The sequence below is a fragment of the Enterococcus sp. MMGLQ5-1 genome, assembly GCF_013155265.1.
Classification (GTDB): Bacteria; Bacillota; Bacilli; order Lactobacillales; family Streptococcaceae; genus MMGLQ5-1.
This window is the reverse complement of sequence record NZ_JABJXU010000005.1, coordinates 55,291-73,940: the sequence shown is the minus strand read 5'-3', so window position 1 is coordinate 73,940 and position 18,650 is coordinate 55,291. Positions and strand designations below refer to the sequence as shown.

Here is an 18,650-nt window from a genome sequence, read left to right as displayed (position 1 = left end):
GAAAAAAAGTTTTTGGTTAAATTCATTAAAAAGTACTACAAATTTGTGGTAGTTATTGTAGATGAAACAGACCTACAAATATTTCATCTAGATGAAAATAAGCGTTATATTGTTAAGTGAACAGGATTGTGGTAGCATTTATTTGAAACAATTCCATGGGTTTGTCGAATATATATTTATATCTATTTTAGGAAAATTGTAAAGAAGGAATTATTATGAGCTATGAAAGGTGGCAGCTATGGGTTCCTTTTTTGGGAACTTTGATCACTGCTATTTTAACTATTAGATCAAATCGTAATCAATATAATAAATCAGAAAAATTTAAAGAAGAATTAGCTTCTAAACAAAATCATATTTTTGGCAGAATTATACAAGGAATTGAATGAATAGGATAGAGAACCCCATCCCGTTGTTATTTGACTGTACTCAGGGTACCCTTTAATTGAGCTACACGGCTTACTTGGGATACTCTTTTTTTACTTTTGCAAGAGGTTAATAAATTTTGATATATGAAACTAAATGAAATCAGGAAAATAATTCTCTATACAAAGGGATTTATTTGTTTCATATTTATGGTGGTTAAAAAATAGTTTTCGATTAAAAATTACTACATAGTTGTGGGAGTTATTGTAGATCAAATAGATATACAAATATTTCATATAGATACGTCAATTTTGTTATCTTAGTTAAATTTAAATGAGAGTATGTTATACTTACTATTATTAATAAAATAGGGAATGAGCCAACATGAGAAAGACAAATTTCTTTTATGAAAATAATAAAAGTATTGGTTTAAAGACTCGAACCAATACTTATGGTAAAGAGTATGATTTAGTATGGGAGTTTATTTCATATTATGAGAAGAGATTCTACAGGTATAATAAGAATAATAAATTAGCTGTGTTTGTAGAGCCTAAAATAGAATCAACTTTTCCTGACATAGTTTTGGCTAGCTATGACGAGGCGTCATATGATAGGTGGAGTACAACACGCAATTTATTAACTGTCCAAGAGCTAAAAATTTTATCAATTCTAATTAATAAAAGAAGTTGTGATGGGGAGTATTTTATTAGATTAGGATATAATGCAAAACAAGTTTTAAGATCACTTGAGCGTTTATTAGACTGTGGTCTAATAAGGAGAACTGCTAGGTCGTGGCAAGTTGAACCTACACACACTTTTTTCGGAATAAAGCAATTAATGGCTATAGAAGCTAAACTTTATGATGTACGATCAGTATATGAACAAACATTATTAAATACTTGGTTTGCCTCTGAATCTTATGCACTCTTGCCTGTTAAACAACCTCAAAATAGCACGAGAGATTTATTTTATAAAAATGGGCTGGGGCTTTATACAAAGCCAGATGGTTTTAAAAAAGTATTGCAAGCAAAGAAAAAAGGTTTGCCTACCAGTTACGTATCGCTTCAATTTAATGAATGGATAGGTAAGTCATTAAATAGGTAAAGGAGCCTTAGAAATGAATAAGGAAGAACTTTTTGTACAATTTGATAATGTGGAACGAATTGCAAAAGGAGGACAGAAAATAGTTTATTCAGCTAAACATAAAGTGTTTGGCGATGTTGTGGTTAAAATTTGTCGTAACAAAAATGAAAGATTAGTTAGAGAAATAAATCTTGTCTCTTCTGGGAACTTTGTTAATACACCTAAAATTTTTGAAACAGGTAATATTGAATATGATGAAGATGAGACTATTTATATAATTGAGCAAAAAGTTATAGGAAGAGAACTGTCTACTGTTATTGCTGAAGAAGGTCCGCTTGATATTGAACGAGCGCTTTTATTTTTAGAACAAGGTTTAAATTTTATTTTAACTTTAGAGAATAGTGGAGAAGGTGTAGTTCATAGAGACATAAAGCCAGATAATATAATGGTTTCAGATGATGACAAATTATTTTTTTTGGATTTTGGTATAGCTAGAGTTATAGGAATGGAATCATTAACAGCAACAGAGGCTTTTAATGGACCTTATACTCCTGGTTATGGTTCAATAGAACAAATTGATAATTTGAAAGAAGATATTGATTCTAGAACTGATATATATGCGTTAGGAGTAGTTATTTATGAATGTTTAACTGGTATAAATCCTTTTTTGGAAGGCGCTTCAGACCTCACTGATGTAATTGTGAAAACAAGAACTTTGATGCCTAGAATTGTCAGCATAAAAGGAGATGATAATAATCAGCTGTTAGGTTTACTTAATATAATGATGGCTAAATATCCTTCGCAGAGACCCAGAAATGCAGAACAAGCACTTGGATTTTTAGAAGCAGTAAAAAGCTCGTTAAAATAAAAGAGGGAGTATAGTATGGATTTTTATGTTCAAATGGGTCATGGTATGCAGACTATGAGTATTGAATTAATAAAAAAATGGGGGGAAGGAACTGTAATTCTGAGCCCTGTAAATATAAAACCAAATCGTATTTCGACCTTTTCTAAACAAATTATTTCAAATGGTGGGAAGGTTCTTTTTGATCCACAAATGTATTATCCAGAAAAATATCATAAAAATCTAAAGGAATATAAATATTGGTTATCGAAGGATGATAATGAGAAACTTATAGATGAACTATGTTTATTAAATAAGGAATTAAAAAGTTCTAAAATAATATTACCGTCATATACTATTGATAATTTTTCAGAAATATGGGTTCAATTTCAAAAGCGCAATGTCTCTTTAGTTAAAAAAAATGGAATATCGAAACCTATTTATTTAACAATTTCATTAGGAAAAGAATTGATGAAGAATACATTAGAACTTGAGAAAATTGTATTATTCATAGAGAAAATGGATATCGAAGGAGTATATATAGTTTGTGAACATCCAGATAAAATGTATTTAGTTGATGAGCCACTATGGATTTTAAATTTGATGAATTTAGTTACAAGCATTAAACGAGCAGGGAAAAAAACTATTGTTGGGTATGCAAGTCATCAGATGTTGTTTTTAGCCTCAACTAAGTGTGACGCAATTGCCTCAGGAAATTTTTTAAATGTTAGATGGTTTCAATCCAGTAGATTTGAGACTATAGAGGAACGAAATCCAAGTAGACGATCAACGTGGTATTATTCACCAACCGTTTTTTCAGAATTTAAATTAGCATTTTTAGATTTAGCTTCTCAAATGGGTTATTTAAATACCTTACGGCCTCCTTTATCAATGGAGAGCCCTAACAGTGACATGTTATTTTTAGGGGAGCTACCATCATCATCTGGGTTCACAGAAAAAAATTCGCATAGGCATTATTTATATTGTTTATATTATCAATGCAAGGAATCTAAGAAAGATTCATATATTGAGACATTTAACTCTTTAAATCTTCAGTTGGGGACTGCTGAAAAGTTATTGGCAGGTTTGGGATCACAAGGAATAAAAGGACAAGATAGAGATTTCACTGATTTAATTGATGTTACCAGAGCGGCTTTATTGGGTCACAAAAATAATTTTGGTTTTATATTAGAACAAACTTGGGATGAATTATAAACAATTTCAAATTTTATTTAATAAGTTATTATACTGAACTAAATTGAAGGTTGAATCGTGATTACAGGTGCATTAAGATGATTTTTACTCTGGTGTGATAAAAGAGAGTTTATCTCAATGTAGTGACCCCAAAAAGTCTAACTTTTTGGGGTCACTACATTGAAAGGTGTTCTTTATTTATTATTGAAATTAAGAGCACTTACTATAAAATAATGTTATAGAAATAAGTTGAGGAGGGGATACTATGGCTAGATTTATATTTGATGAAAGTGAAGATTTGACATTTAACAGTCCTCAAGAAATGTATGAAGATTATAAAAAGAAAAAAATTAAGGGGGTTTTAGATTACCAAGCAGAGATGTTAACAGAATACATAAAAGATGAATTTTTTAATTATTCTGATGTAGCATTAGAGTTACCAACAGGAAGTGGAAAAACATTAGTAGGGTTATTGATAGCTGAGTACAGGAGACGAAAGTTAAAAGAAAAAGTAGTTTATGTTTGTCCAAATAATCAATTAGTAAATCAAGTAGTTAAGCAGGCAAACGAAGATTATGATATTCCTGCAGTAGCATTTACAGGGAAAAGAGCAAATTATTCTCAGTATGCTGTAAGTTCATATTTTGACTGCAGTAAGATAGCTGTAACAAATTATAGTTCTATCTTTAATATAAATAGTTTTTTCTGTGAAGCCGATGTAATTATTTTTGATGATGCGCATAGTGCAGAAGGATATATAGCAAATAATTGGACGTTAACAATCAATAGAAAAGATGATTCGGACTTATTTATTAGTATTTCTGAACGCCTCAAAGATGTTATTACAAATAATTCCTACCTAAGACTTGCTGAAGACCAAAATGAAGGTGCTGAAGAAAACTGGTGTGATATGGTTCCCAGAATTAAACTTGATGAAATTTCTAATGATCTATACGAAATAATCAGTCCTAGAGTCATGGATGATAGCTTAAAGAAATATGCATGGGCAAATATAAAGTATAACTTAGAAGCATGTAATTTATATTTGAGTAAAAATACTATTGTAATTAGACCGTTTATTCCACCAACTAAAGAATTGAAATCTTTTATTAATCCTAAACAAAGGGTATACATGTCAGCTACTTTAGGAGTAAGTGGTGAGTTGGAGAGAACGATTGGAGTAAGCAAAATTAAACGATTATCTTTATCTGAAAATCGGATTCCAAGTATAGGTCGACGATTTTTTATTTTCCCTAATGTTAAATTTCAAATAGAAAATAACTTTGAAATTTTTTCTAAAATAAAAGAATATACTCCTAGAGCATTGATACTAACTGAAAGCAAAAGAGACTCTGAAAAAATAATTAACAAATTAATGAATAAATCAAAGGCTACAATATATGAGATTGAGGATTTAAAAAGTTCGTTTGATAATTTTAGTACTGAAGATAATGCGATAGCAGTTCTTGCAAATAGATATGATGGATTAAATATGCAAGACGAACTATGCCATTTTCTGATTTTATATGGGCTTCCTGGTACGACAGGACTACAAGAAAGATTTTTTATAAGTAAACTATCAACGGCTATCTTATTTAATGAAAGAATGAAGACACGAGTAACTCAAGCAGTAGGAAGATGCACACGGTCAACAAATGATTATGCGGTAGTTATGGTTATAGGAAGAGAATTGCAAACTCTTATGTCTCCTACTGGAAAATCTAATCTGTTCTCCCCAGAATTGAGAGCTGAAATGGAAACAGGTTATGCAGTTAGTAAGCAAGTGAAATCTGTGGAAGATTTGTCTCAAACAGCGACTTTAGGATTTACTAGAGATGGTGAATGGAATAGCATAGAGACGCAAATCATTAAACAAAGAAATAAATTTAGGAGTAATCAAGATACGTATAAATATAATGAGGAATTGATAAAATCTTCGAAGCTTGAGGTTGATTTTCAATATTGTTTATGGAAACAAAATTATGAAGAAGCTATAGAAAAAGCTATAGCTATAATTGATACATTGAGGTCACCAGAGCTTGGTGGATATAAACAATATTGGAATTACGAAGTTGCCTCGGCTTATAATAAACTTTTTAGAGAAGGAAAAGGTGAGTTAAATAAAATAAAAGCAAATGAGTATTATGATAAAGCTTCAAAACATTCAAATGCAATAACTTGGTTTAGAAATCTTAAAATTGAAGATTCAGTTGAAGAAGATAATGCATTTGAATCTACAATATCTGATATGATTGATAGGTTGGAAAATAATATATCATCAGTTTCGGAAGGGAAAAGGAACAGTAATTTTCAAAAGGATTCTACTGATGTGATTAATTTGTTACAAGATAATGATGGTGTTAAGTTTGAGAGAGGCGTGGAAAAACTTGGAAAGTTACTAGGATACAGGGCTAGTAATCCAAATGGCAAGGGTAATCCAGACCCATGGTGGGTTTTAAATAGTAAATATTGTATAGTGACAGAATGTAAAATTTATGAAAATACTGACAAAGGGATTTCTGTAGATCATGCAAGGCAATCAAGCACGCACCCAACTTGGATAAAGAATAATAGAGAGAGTCTTGTGTTAGATTCAAATGCTGCTATTATTAATGTTTTAATTTCTAATGCTAGTCAGATTAATGAAGGTGTTAAAGAAATTATAACAAATATTAACTATGTTAATAGAGATGATTTATTGAAATTTGCAGAAAAAAAATTACCTGTCATTTCAGAAATTATTAGGAAGTATACTGATCAAGGAGACTTACTTTGGAGACTTGAAACGGAAAAGATATTATCTGATAATAAGTTGACTCCTGATGATATTAATAAATTTCTAACTTCCAAAAAATTAGCTGATTTAACTGTGATATAAATATAAAATTAAAAAAGAACTAGTTTATCTAGTTCTTTTTTGCTCCCAATAACATAGTATAAATTGACCAGATTTTGACCCTCTTAATTTGATAATCAATGATAATTATTGACTAATTGAACTATCATGAATGACCCTGATTACTAGTTTTGATAACGAATGATACGGGTTGAGAAGTCGATTCCAATATGGAAGGCAGTGTAGGCTAAACCTTCCTTATAAGCCAAGAATGTTGTTAAATCAATGTTCTTGGCTTTTTTGTCGTATTTTGATATTACAGAGCAATCTTAGATTATCAAACTTGGTCTAAACTGTTTACTTGAATAAAATATTGTTCTATTTACAAGCTGTCTTATCACCTTTAGTCTTTAATAAAACCAGTGCTGCTAAGGGGAAGCCTTAGATCCTTTGTTGGTCCGTTGATCGCTTTAGCGTAGTAATTTTTGCTTCCTCAGCTAGCGATAATAACGATTCCAGCGATTATAAAGGCAATTCCAAATACATACCCACTAAATAGTGCTAGCATGCTGAATGGTGACGTATTCTCATTACCTTCTGTTTTTAAAAGCTTAAAATATTTATTTGTAGAATAACACTGCCAGCTTCCTAGAGCTAATAATAAAATTCCTAGAATCATTTTTTCTCCTTTTTAAAAAATTTTTCCTGTTAAAATGGATTTTTACATAAATGGATTGATAAATATCATTTAGATAGAACTCGGCACTACTTATTATTAATAATAAGCTATTTCAGTCTAAATGTTAAGAGTTGATAAATAATTAATTTAATTGTTTTTATTAACAATTAAATTTCTATTACAAATAATTCATATTTGATGGGATGGCAATAATATTAAAAAGAAAAAAGCCAGATAATGTTATTTATGAGTCATTTTTTTTGTTAGAATAAGCTTATAGAAAAGAAGCGCTCGACTGCTATATTGATGACGGAAGGATTAGATGATTGAAGAAAAGGCATATCATATGCTAGTCGATGACCCGTTTTGATTAGAAACTTTTATCGGCTTAAGGAGGCGTAATAATGTTATTTAGAAGTATGTATATATCACCATTAGGAAACATAGAAATATTGTGTGATGAAATGAATATAAAAGGTGTTTGGTTTGAAAATCAAAAATATTATGGCGCAAAATATAAGCTAACCGATATAAGAAATGAAGAAAATCGGATAATAAAGATGGTGAAGGACTGGCTGGAAGAATATTTTTCGGGTGGTCAACCGTTGATTGACAAAACAATTTTAGCACCGGAGGTCACTGAGTTTCAAAGTCAGGTTCTAGAATTGCTAGAGGAGATACCTTATGGGCAGACAAGAACTTATAAATCAATTGCTGATAGCATAGCAAAAAACGGCAAGAGAAGCTCGGCTCGTGCAGTCGGTGGTGCAGTCGGTCATAATCCGATATCAATATTAATTCCTTGTCATCGAGTTGTGGCGGTTAACGGCTCATTAACGGGTTATGCTGGCGGTATCAATCGTAAAATTGAATTGCTTGCGATAGAAGGATTTGATCGAGAGCGTTTAGAAAATCATCAGATTTAATGGAGGGTAATAGATTGATTACTGATAGTGAATGGCAAGCTTTGAAGACCAATGATGCAGCGTATGACAACCTATTCCGATATGCAGTAAAAACGACCAAAATATTTTGCCGTCCTTCATGTCCATCTAGGATACCTAAAAGAGAAAATGTTGAAATCTATTATGATTTAAACGAACCTGAAAAACGTGGATTTAGACCATGTAAAAGATGTCAGCCAACTGGTAAAATTGTAAATGATGAGCTATGGGTAGAGGAGATAGAAGCAATTTTACGACAAAACTATCAAATGAATTTGTCATTAAAGGAATTGGCTTTTTTAGCTCACGGCTCAGAATCCTATTTGAGACATGTGTTTAAAAAAATAACTGGGCAAACTCCCCAGCAGAGATTGCAGGCTATTCGGATGGCGCATGCAAGGAGAGAATTATTGAATACAAGAAAGACAATCACAGTAATTGCGAAGGATATTGGTTTGCCAAATGTATCATATTTCATTAAGAAATTCAAAGCATATTACGGTCAAACGCCAAAAAGATTCAGGCAGCAAAATGAATAGAGTAAATACACGTCGGCTGTTTCAAGTATTACTAAGGGAAATGGGACCCCAAGGATGGTGGCCAGCAAAAACAAAGCCAGAAATTGTGTTGGGTGCCATTCTTGTTCAAAATACCAATTGGCGTAATGCTGAGAAGGCCTTAAAAAATCTGAATGAGCGAACAAAATTTTCACCTAAAAAAATAAAGGCATTACAGATAGAAGAATTAGAGCTATTGATTCGTCCAAGTGGCTTTTATAGAAATAAGGCACAAACAATCCAAGCTCTTTTCCAATGGTTCGAGCTGCATGATTGGAATTACGAAAAAATATCTAACACTTATGAAGAAAATCTTAGGCAGATTTTATTGCAAATAAAAGGGGTTGGCTTTGAAACGGCGGATGTATTGCTGGTTTATATATTTGATCGTTCAGAGTTTATTGCAGATGCCTATGCAAGGCGTTTATTTAGCTGGTTGCAGCAAGAAGAATATCAATCCTATAAGGAATTATATGAAGTAATTGATTTAGCTAATCTTTTTACTAGTAGCGAGGCTAAAGAATTTCATGGCTTAATTGATGAGTTTGGTAAAATATATTTAAGTAGCTCAAAAAAAGTAAAGCCTAATTTTTTAGATAGAGAAGATTTACTAAGCTAGGTATAAAAATCTGTTCTGGAATAGCTGCTATCTTTTTATTTAAATATCGTCTCTAGCAAATGGTGACGGATTTTTTAGCTGATTCACTGAAATATAATCAAAAAAAGACGTAGAACTTCTGTTTTAGGTTTTTTTTTATATTTTAAATTGATACTTTGCTGTTCCATCATTGATTACTTAATTTCTTAGAGTATTTACTGAAAAATAGCGCGTTTTAATTATTTTTGTTAAATTAATAATTATCAGAATAATTGCTATTTTATTAATTTATTTTTTATTTATATATATTTTTGTTTAATATTTCGTTATTTTATAGCATAAAATAATGAAATGTAATATCATGGTCCGAGTTGCGTATTAGATAGTGAATTATGATTATTCCTAAAATTTTAAAATAGATAGAAAAAATAGAGAAAAATAGCTGTTTTTTATAAAGTATCGAAATAAAAATATATGATAGACTTTTTTAGAAAGGAGCCGCTTAATGTTAGCAAATGAATTACTTACGGATGATTATCGTTATAAGTGGTCTATTTTAAAGCTTGTTGATAATAATAAAAATAATTATTTTACGATTCATCAAATAAGTACGTTACTGGAGATATCCTTATATAAGGTTGAAAAATACATTGAAGAGATAAATATTGAGATACAGAGTATTCAATGTAATGCTAGTATTGAAGTGAGCACTGAAAAAGAGGTTCGGACAAAAGGAATTGAGTATCTATTATTAAAAAAATTAAGGATTAGTTATTTGCAGAAATGTGAATTTTTTAACATTTTCCATAATTTTGTAGCTTTTGAAATGCCTATTAAAAAGCAAGCTCAATTGCTTTATATCAGCCAATCAAATATTTATTTGCATTATCGAGATTTAAAGACTGTATTGAGTGAAGACGGACTTTCGCTGCATAAAAATAGCTTGATTGGTAATGAATTAAATTTAAGAAGCATTTTATTTAGTACCTATTATGAGTTATTTAACGGCGTTAAAAATCCATTTCCGAAGGTCATTACTAAATTAAGTACAACCATTTTAAAGCAATTATCAAAGTATTTTTCACTAAGTATTCCTAGAACTAAGACACTAAAACTGTCGTTATTTATTACGATTTGGATTACACGCTTAATGAATGAGCACCATATTGATCAGAAATATGCTGATTATATTGAAACTGATTTCACCAAATGGTTGAAAAAATTTCTATCAGCAAGCTTGATTATTTCAGAAAAAATACTAATAGATGAAATTGCTTATTTAATGATGTATTGCCATTTTGAAATTGAGAATATAAAATTTATTAGCCGTTTTAATGTGTCAGAGATTGATCGACAGGTGCAAGAGATAACGGATGAATTTTCAGCCCTTTTTTTAAAGCGATTTAATTATGATTTGACGAGCTCAGTTGAGCACGCAGCACTACTAGCTGAGATAAAAAATATTACTAGAAAATGGTTGATTTATCATTTTAGAGAGCAAACCTTTATTATTAAAGGAAGAATTAATTATTTTGAAGAAGTTAATCCTAAGCTCGATCTCTTTCTTAAGGAATTTATTTGTATAATTAATTCCAAAAATTTGTTTAAGTCCGATTCTGAGCGGAATAAATTTTATTATGACTACCTTTTTTTATTGGTTACGAAGCTTCCGTTAGAAAAAATAGAAGTACCTTTATATATTTGTATCGATTTTTCTCACGGAGAAAATTATAACAATTATATCCGTATTATGCTGAGCTCTCTTCAATCTATGAATATCCATTATGAAACAAGAATTAGTACGCTCACAGATTTATTTTTGTCAGATTGTGCAATGGATAAGTTAAACTGTCAGCAATTAATTTGGAAAAAGCCACCAACAGCTAATGATTGGCGAGAATTGGGGAATGTACTTATAGGTATAAAGGAGCAAGATGGTGAGAGATAAAAAAATAATTCTTTGGGTATTACCTTTTTTAATTACTAATCAATCCTTTTTTCCGTTTTGGAATCTGCTGCCAGACAATCAAGGACCAGTAAATTATCAATTTGATATAAATAGTAAATCAGAACATACAATTACAATTGATAATGATTCAAATATTAATTATTACCAAAAATTAGAGAGAAGGAAATTTTTGGAAATTGAAAAAAGATTGGCAAATTTGGAAAAAGAAGAAGGCGTTTTATTAAATGATGAACATGAAATTCAGCTGGGAATGATATTGGCTTCAATGTCGGGCGGCGTTTTATTTGGTAGAAAAGAGATTTCTTAATTTGAAAAGAAACTGATTTTTTATTCATAAATCTGTATCCGCTTTAGAGTTTGCATTAACGGAGAATATGCTTTTTTGTTGATGGTAATTGCTCTGAGAGGGCATTTTATCATGGGTTGATTGATGAACAAAAAAGACTTAAAACTGATATTTATCCTCTATTTCGTCAATGGAAAAATCAAATGAGCATTAGCTCTCGGATGATGAAATTTATTTTAATTAAAAAATAATTTGTGAATCCAGTTAAATAGATTTTTATGATAGAAATGTCGGGCGACAGTCACTTTCGCAGGTTGATCATGGAGAATGAGCAGTCATAATCTCCACTTGAAGCTGGTTGTGCTGTCTTGGTAAATTGCTAATGATATGGCAAGCTATTAGACAAAGTAGAGGTGTTTAATCAATTGAAGTTTATTGCTAGAAAAAAAACTGGAAATGACGGTAATGGATGTCAAGCCAGAGGATTATAGATATGTATTTATTAAGAAAGTAGGTTTAGTAATGTCAAAAAAAATGTTTACGCTAATTAGTTTGATTCTGCTGATTGTTTCGTTTATTATTGCTCCTGTTACTGCTATTGCAGAGACTGTAGATAATCAAATATCGGCTTCAGCCACTGAAGAATCTAGTCAATTGGCAGCTACGAATGAGGCAGCAACTGCTTTTGAAACTCACTCAAAATTAATGCCTCCTGAACCGTTAATTAATAGCTCAGAGCAGGGTAAAGAGTCGAGTCAAGCAATAGCGTTGCGCCAAATACCAATCTTAAGAGCAAATGCTGATGTAAGCGATAAAATAACCACTTCTGGAATAGATGTTAAAATTAATAGTGGTAGTGGCTTTTATGATTTTATCAAAAATGGTCAGTTAGTAGATGGTGCGGCAAGCCCCATCGTAGGCAATTCTATTAGATTTGAATATAGCTGGAATATCAGTGAAGCCAATTTAGCAACAATGTCTGCAGGTGATTATTTTTATTTCAGCCTACCAAGTGATTATTTTTCATATAAAAATACTTCTGAGTATGACTTAAAGGATTCTACAACAGGAGAGATTCTAGGTAAGTATCAGATAATTGATGGGCAAATTAAAATTACTCTAACTGACCTAGCGGTTGCTAAAGAGTCCATCAAAAACGGTAATGTGTATGCAGATGGTAAAATTGAGAAGAGTGGCTCAAATATTGTTATTGAGGTAGAAAATGGCATCAAACTTCCATCATTTGATATTGATGGTGGTGGTGGTTCTGCTGGTGAATATCCAAACTCTAACAATAGCGCTATCGTTAAAAATGGAACACAGGTATCGGGTGAAAATGTAGCCAATTGGGATGTTTTACTGAATTTTGATAATTTAAATAAAAGATATAATGGAGAAAGCTATGAAACGTTAAATAATAGTTTCTTTATTGATGAATTGCAAGAAAATCAAACCTTTAGCTCATTAAAAATTCAAACAATTTTATATAGCTCAACATCTAAACAAATCATGTCAAACAATGTTTTTTTATACACTGATGTCACGCAGTCTTCATGGGGAAATTATCAAATTGAAAATAAGCCACCTACTACAGAAACAACAATAGAAGAGTACCAACAGACATTAAAAAATTATGGGAAGCCATCGTATGGTGTTTTAAATAATACAGTTGTAATTTATTTTGGAAATATCCCAAACAACGGTATTTTATTACCAGAAAAATATCGTGCGAATAATTATGATGAAATAAAAAAACTATTAGATGCTCAGCTAGCTAGTGGAAAAATAACTAATCAGGCTTATTGGAAAACGATGAATCATTTTCAATCGGGCATCGAAGATGAGGTAATTGCTTTTCAGGTAACGATTCGAGCAGATGTAGCTGGTGATCCAAGTAAATTAAAAAATCAAGCGAAGCTGATTTATGATAATAAAGAAGCGATTTCTAATGAGAGAGAAATTGATTTTAAAGAAATTGGTGGTGGTGCAGAAGGTGTTGAGGCTAAATCCATAAAGGTAGTAAAAAAGGATGATTCAGGGGTTAATTTGAAAGATGTTATCTTTAAATTGGCTAAGCTCAATGAAGCTACACAAGAGTATGAAGATTATACACCTCATGACTCAATTGGTACTTTAGAGAGAGCAACCGATGTAAATGGCGAAGTGACCTTTGGCAAGTTGGCTGTAGGACAGTATAAGTTAGTTGAGGTATCAGGCTTAGCTGGCTATAGCAGTCCAAGGTTTAGTCCGAGTGATGTATTTAGAATACATAATTCAGATGTTAATGGTTATATCATAGAGGTAACGAATCCTAAGACGAAGGCAACAAGCTTAACATTAGAGGCAACTAAGGAATTAATAGGTAAAGATTTAACAGCCGGTCAGTTTAGCTTTGAGCTGCTGTCTAGTGACGGTGAGGTGCTTCAAACTAAGTCGAATGATGCGTCTGGTAAGATTTACTTTGATGCGCTGGATTATAGTAAGGCGGGTACCTATAATTATGTGATTCAAGAGGTTGCTGGTACGGATAGTACGATTAGCTATGATCAAAGTAAATATCAGGTATCTGTAAAGGTTGAGGATAATGACGGTCAGTTGGTTGCGACCCCAACATATAACGGAGCTGCAGCTTTTAAAAATACCTATCGTCCAGCACAGGGCAGTGCGGTGCTAGAAGCGACTAAAGAATTAATAGGTAAAGATTTAACGGCAGGTCAGTTTAGCTTCGAGCTGTTGTCTAGTGACGGTGAGGTGCTTCAAACTAAGTCGAATGATGCGTCTGGTAAGATTTACTTTGATGCGCTGGATTATAGTAAGGCGGGTACCTATAATTATGTGATTCAAGAGGTTGCTGGTACGGATAGTACGATTAGCTACGATCAAAGCAAATATCAGGTATCTGTAAAGGTTGAGGATAATGCTGGTCAGTTGGTTGCGACCCCAACATATAACGGAGCTGCAGCTTTTAAAAATACCTATCATCCAACACAGGGCAGTGCGGTGCTAGAAGCGACTAAGGAATTGATAGGTAAAGATTTAACAGCCGGTCAGTTTAGCTTTGAGCTGCTGTCTAGTGACGGTGAGGTGCTTCAAACTAAGTCGAATGATGCGTTTGGCAAGATTTACTTTGATGCGCTGGATTATAGTAAGGCGGGTACCTATAATTATGTGATTCAAGAGGTTGCTGGTACGGATAGTACGATTAGCTACGATCAAAGCAAATATCAGGTATCTGTAAAGGTTGAGGATAATGCTGGTCAGTTGGTTGCGACCCCAACATATAACGGAGCTGCAGCTTTTAAAAATACCTATCGTCCAGCACAGGGCAGTGCGGTGCTAGAAGCGACTAAAGAATTAATAGGTAAAGATTTAACAGCCGGTCAGTTTAGCTTTGAGCTGTTGTCTAGTGACGGTGAGGTGCTTCAAACTAAGTCGAATGATGCGTCTGGCAAGATTTACTTTGATGCGCTGGATTATAGTAAGGCAGGTACCTATAACTATGTGATTCAAGAGGTTGCTGGTACGGATAGTACGATTAGCTATGATCAAAGTAAATATCAGGTATCTGTAAAGGTTGCGGATAATGCTGGTCAGTTGGTTGCGACCCCAGTATATGAAGAAAAGGTAGTATTTGAAAATAAGTATTTAGATACCAAGCTTGGAAAAATTATCTTGAAAAAAGTAGATAGTCAGACCTCCAAAATGCTAGCAAATGCTGAATTTGAATTACAAACCGCTGACGGTAAAGTATTGAGAAGAAATATAGTAACGGGTAGTGACGGTACAATAGCAATAGAGGCCTTAGAAGTTGGCGATTATCAATTGGTTGAAACGAAATCTCCCGAAGGTTATCAAATTGATAAAACACCAGTTAAATTTTCAATCACATCACAAGATGTAAATGAAAATCCCAATCAAGTTTTAGAGAAAACGAATGCTAAAATAAAAAATAGCAATCAAATTATGCCCAAGACAGGTGAAGAAATAAATAATTGGTTTATCTTAATTGGATGCTTAGGTGTTGCATCGGGGTTGGTTATTTTTATTAAGAAAAAAAGATAATAAAATTGAGGTGTTATAAATGTTTTTTCAAACTGAAAAAGAATATATAACAATTATGAGAGAAGATATTAATTTTGATTTAGTCCAAAAAAAAATGCCAAAGCTATATGATTATTGGATGATCCAAGAGTCAGAGGTTCTTAAACTTTGTAAAAATTTTAATGGCGATCTGATGTGGCTGTCTCTTCAAAAAATGATATTGATTGATGCAAAGTTAGTGATATTGAGAAATCATTTTCAAGACTGTGAAAAATATTATTTTGATGAATCAGCATTAATCCAATTGATTGAGCATGACTGTAAAGGCATAAATAAGGAAATGTGCGGTTATAGATTAAATAAAAAGGCACATAATTCATTGATTTTTGGCAAGCAATGACTTTAGGGTTCGGTGTTAATTAGTGTAAGTGTAAAAGCTATTTAAAACTATATTTGGTTAATCAGGATATTACGATAATCTAATAAAATCAAGACGTTAATAATTTTTATATTCGGATAACTAATTTTTTTAATAATGGTATTAATATAACTATTTCGGCAAGCTGATAGATTAATTTTACTTTATAAATCAATAACGTTAATGTATTTAATGTTATTGATTTATTTTTTATATTTTTAGCACTATAAAAGTATTATGATTTACGCAGTATAAGCGAGATAGTTATCTCGTCAGTTTGTATGGTTGATGAGATGACTATCGCTTTATGCATGCTGAAGAATTTCTAAATATTTGGCATTGGGTGTCATGGCTGAAAAACTAAATAATAATTTATAAAATAGACGATGATTAGTGGTCGAATCGCTAATTGCTTTTTAACATATTTGGTTTAAATGCTTGAAATGGTTGTATATTTTTAAGATCGGCAGTTAAAGCTTTTTGCATCCAGCAAACGTGATACCATTCACCAAATTTATAGCCAATATTGTTAAACAAAGCTACTTTTTCAAAGCCATGCTTTTGATGAAAGGCCTCACTTTTTTGATTGCCTTCTGTGATACAAGAAACGATTGTGACAATGTGCTGCTGCTTCAAAATAGCTTCTAATGCAAGGTAGAGCAATGTGCCTGCACCGTGGCTTTGATTATCCTGACGGATATAAATTGAAATTTCACACGCCCAGTTGTAGGCTGTGCGTTTATTGTAGGCATTTGCATAAGCATAACCAATAATTTTATTATTTTCTTCTAAAACGAGATAGGGAAATTTTTTTAATGTATTTTCAATTCGTTCGGCAAATTCTTCAATTGAGGGTACCTCATATTCAAAAGAAATTGCTGTATCAGTAACGTAAGGGGCATATATTTCAATTAAAGCAGCGCTGTCTTTTGGTGTTGCGATACGAATTTTCATAAGCATTCCTCATTTCTAATAATGTTAAAGTATTGCTAAAAATTTTTTGTTGAATAATTTTAATAAAAATGGATTGTTATTTATCTTAGAATGAAAAGATATTGAAAAATAATAATAAATTAAATATAATAAACTAATAAATATTATTGCCACCGGGTAAGCAGAACAGTTTCGTTAGGTCTTAGAAGAAGCTGCTTCTGCTTTTTTTGATAAAAAATTATTGAAGCTACTAGAAATTAATAAAGGAGTAAAGCATGACAGTAAAAATTATTCAGATTAGGTCTGTTGATATCAATACTTTACAAAAAATTACAATTGATACATTTCAAGAAACATTTGGTGACAGTAATACTGCAGCTGATTTAGAGCAATATTATGCCGAAAATTGTAATCAACAAGTTTTATCTACCGAAATAAACAATCCAAACTCATTTTTTTATTTTATCTACTATAATCATGAGCTAGCTGGTTATCTTAAGTTAAATATTAACGATGCACAAACAGAGGCAAGAGGCGATTTCACATTAGAAATTGAAAGAATTTATATCTTATCAAAGTATAAACGTCTTGGCTTGGGAAAAAAATTACTCAAGCAAGCCGATAAGCTTGCAATAGCTAATAAAAAAACAACAATTTGGTTAGGTGTTTGGGAACACAATGTAGCCGCTCAAAAATTTTACAATAAGCTTGGTTTTGTTGAGGCTGGTGCACATTATTTTCAATTGGGGACTGATACACAGCGCGACTTAATTCTTGAAAAAATTAGCGACTAGCTGAAGTCTGTTTTTCAATTTAGCTTTAGTAACGACTATTGAGATATACCTTAAGCCGTTATACGAATTTCTGATTAAAAGGCTTTAACCAGCCCACCCTCCAGCAAAATCGTTTGCCCTGTCATATAGGTATTTGCACCAGAAACTAAAAAAGTAGCTACTTTAGCAAATTCATCGGGCTCCCCGCTTCTGCCAATAGGTATTTGATTTTGCAAATTACTGTCATTATCCTGCGGATGAAGTGATCTTAAGCGTTCGGTATTAAATCGCCCTGCCCCAATTGTATTAACTAATATGCCGTCCGTTGCTAGCTCCTGAGAGAGAGTTTTAGAGAGCCCAGAAATCCCCATTCTAAAAACATTAGACAAGGTGAGACCATCAATTGGTTCTTTGACTGAGCTGGAGGTGTTATTTAGGATTCTCCCTTTGGTTGCTTTTAAATCAGGTAATGCAGCTCGGATGATTCGGATATAGCTTAATAGGGTTAATTCATAAGCCTCCTGCCAGTCCTGCTCATCAAGCTCTTCAAAATGCCCTGACTTTGGTCCACCAGAGTTATTAACCAATATTTCAATTTTACCAAATTTTTGCTGAGTCTGTTTGATAAGGTGTTCAATATCTTTCTTGCTTGTTTGATCGAAAGCAGTGTAATCAACCTTACCTGTGGCTGTCAGCTTAATTTGTTGGGCAGCCTTTATCAATTTTTGTTCATTACGGCTTGCAATCATTACGTTTGCACCCTCATTGGCTAACTCTTGAGCGATTGCTTTACCTAATCCATCGCTTGAGGCTAAAACTAGTGCTGTTTTATTTGTCAATTTTAAATCCATTTTGTTTACACATCCCTTCCATTTTTTTATCGTCTCATAATTTCAGTTGTTTGACAAATGAACGAATTGTTATCAGCATTGCTTCTAAGAAACAATTCCAAATTAGACCAATAAAAAAAGGCTCGAAATATCTATCAGTTCAATTGATTTTAGAGTCAAAAAGAAAAAGCAGACTATAAAAGTATACTTTGTCTATATTTTCAAATCCATCCTAGGATGGATTTGAAATCCAGAACAATTGTAATATATTTATATTATTGGATGAGTAAATAAGTATTATT

Annotated in this window: 16 protein-coding genes; 13 read left to right on the top strand and 3 right to left on the bottom strand. The window is 32.1% G+C overall.

The features are described 5' to 3' along the window. The first annotated feature begins 215 nt into the window (after positions 1-215). The 5 genes from HOY35_RS06645 to HOY35_RS06625 all read left to right on the top strand — a co-directional run bounded on the left by HOY35_RS06645 (position 216) and on the right by HOY35_RS06625 (position 6,362). Positions 216-386 (top strand): hypothetical protein, encoded by a 171-nt coding sequence (locus HOY35_RS06645; protein ID WP_172211719.1) that lies wholly within the window; start codon positions 216-218, stop codon positions 384-386. A gap of 361 nt (positions 387-747) precedes the next feature. Continuing rightward, positions 748-1,467, top strand: a complete 720-nt coding sequence (locus tag HOY35_RS06640; protein WP_172211721.1) for a hypothetical protein — start codon at positions 748-750, stop codon at positions 1,465-1,467. Between the two features lie 13 nt (positions 1,468-1,480). Next, positions 1,481-2,314, top strand: a complete 834-nt coding sequence (locus tag HOY35_RS06635; protein ID WP_172211723.1) for a serine/threonine-protein kinase — start codon at positions 1,481-1,483, stop codon at positions 2,312-2,314. 15 nt (positions 2,315-2,329) lie between these two features. Continuing rightward, positions 2,330-3,505, top strand: a complete 1,176-nt coding sequence (locus HOY35_RS06630) for a hypothetical protein (RefSeq protein WP_172211725.1) — start codon at positions 2,330-2,332, stop codon at positions 3,503-3,505. 244 nt (positions 3,506-3,749) lie between these two features. Then, on the top strand, positions 3,750-6,362 hold the full coding sequence (locus HOY35_RS06625; RefSeq protein WP_172211727.1) for a DEAD/DEAH box helicase family protein: 2,613 nt from the start codon (positions 3,750-3,752) through the stop codon (positions 6,360-6,362). A gap of 451 nt (positions 6,363-6,813) precedes the next feature. Here HOY35_RS06625 and HOY35_RS06620 read toward each other — a convergent pair whose 3' ends face one another. Next, positions 6,814-6,999 carry a hypothetical protein gene (locus tag HOY35_RS06620; RefSeq protein WP_172211729.1) on the bottom strand — a complete coding sequence of 62 codons (186 nt, stop codon included), beginning with the start codon at positions 6,997-6,999 and terminating at the stop codon, positions 6,814-6,816. A gap of 404 nt (positions 7,000-7,403) precedes the next feature. On the opposite strand from HOY35_RS06620, the gene HOY35_RS06615 reads away from it, so the two are divergent. The 7 genes from HOY35_RS06615 to HOY35_RS06585 all read left to right on the top strand — a co-directional run bounded on the left by HOY35_RS06615 (position 7,404) and on the right by HOY35_RS06585 (position 15,794). Then, a complete protein-coding gene (locus HOY35_RS06615) occupies positions 7,404-7,925 on the top strand; it encodes a methylated-DNA--[protein]-cysteine S-methyltransferase (protein ID WP_172211731.1) in 522 nt (173 codons plus the stop codon). 14 nt (positions 7,926-7,939) lie between these two features. Continuing rightward, positions 7,940-8,482, top strand: coding sequence for a bifunctional transcriptional activator/DNA repair enzyme AdaA (locus HOY35_RS06610; protein WP_249641499.1), 543 nt, complete (start codon positions 7,940-7,942; stop codon positions 8,480-8,482). After that, entirely contained in the window at positions 8,475-9,119 is a 645-nt protein-coding gene (locus HOY35_RS06605; RefSeq protein ID WP_172211735.1) for an endonuclease III domain-containing protein, read from the top strand. The genes HOY35_RS06610 and HOY35_RS06605 overlap by 8 nt, the downstream gene beginning before the upstream one ends. Before the next feature lie 484 nt (positions 9,120-9,603). Beyond that, on the top strand, positions 9,604-11,046 hold the full coding sequence (locus HOY35_RS06600) for a helix-turn-helix domain-containing protein (protein WP_172211737.1): 1,443 nt from the start codon (positions 9,604-9,606) through the stop codon (positions 11,044-11,046). Continuing rightward, positions 11,036-11,374, top strand: a complete 339-nt coding sequence (locus HOY35_RS06595; protein ID WP_172211739.1) for a hypothetical protein — start codon at positions 11,036-11,038, stop codon at positions 11,372-11,374. The genes HOY35_RS06600 and HOY35_RS06595 overlap by 11 nt, the downstream gene beginning before the upstream one ends. A 414-nt stretch (positions 11,375-11,788) precedes the next feature. Next, the gene (locus HOY35_RS06590; protein ID WP_172211741.1) at positions 11,789-15,415 is read left to right on the top strand and encodes an FctA domain-containing protein; all 3,627 of its coding nucleotides are present in this window, start codon (positions 11,789-11,791) and stop codon (positions 15,413-15,415) included. A gap of 19 nt (positions 15,416-15,434) precedes the next feature. Beyond that, positions 15,435-15,794 (top strand): hypothetical protein, encoded by a 360-nt coding sequence (locus HOY35_RS06585; RefSeq protein ID WP_172211743.1) that lies wholly within the window; start codon positions 15,435-15,437, stop codon positions 15,792-15,794. Positions 15,795-16,217: 423 nt separating this feature from the next. Here the strand turns inward: HOY35_RS06585 and HOY35_RS06580 are convergent, their stop codons facing one another. Then, positions 16,218-16,766, bottom strand: coding sequence for a GNAT family N-acetyltransferase (locus tag HOY35_RS06580; RefSeq protein ID WP_172211745.1), 549 nt, complete (start codon positions 16,764-16,766; stop codon positions 16,218-16,220). Between the two features lie 254 nt (positions 16,767-17,020). On the opposite strand from HOY35_RS06580, the gene HOY35_RS06575 reads away from it, so the two are divergent. Then, on the top strand, positions 17,021-17,539 hold the full coding sequence (locus tag HOY35_RS06575; RefSeq protein ID WP_172211747.1) for a GNAT family N-acetyltransferase: 519 nt from the start codon (positions 17,021-17,023) through the stop codon (positions 17,537-17,539). A 74-nt stretch (positions 17,540-17,613) separates the two neighbouring features. Here HOY35_RS06575 and HOY35_RS06570 read toward each other — a convergent pair whose 3' ends face one another. After that, positions 17,614-18,369, bottom strand: a complete 756-nt coding sequence (locus HOY35_RS06570) for an SDR family oxidoreductase (protein ID WP_172211749.1) — start codon at positions 18,367-18,369, stop codon at positions 17,614-17,616. Positions 18,370-18,650 lie beyond the last annotated feature (281 nt).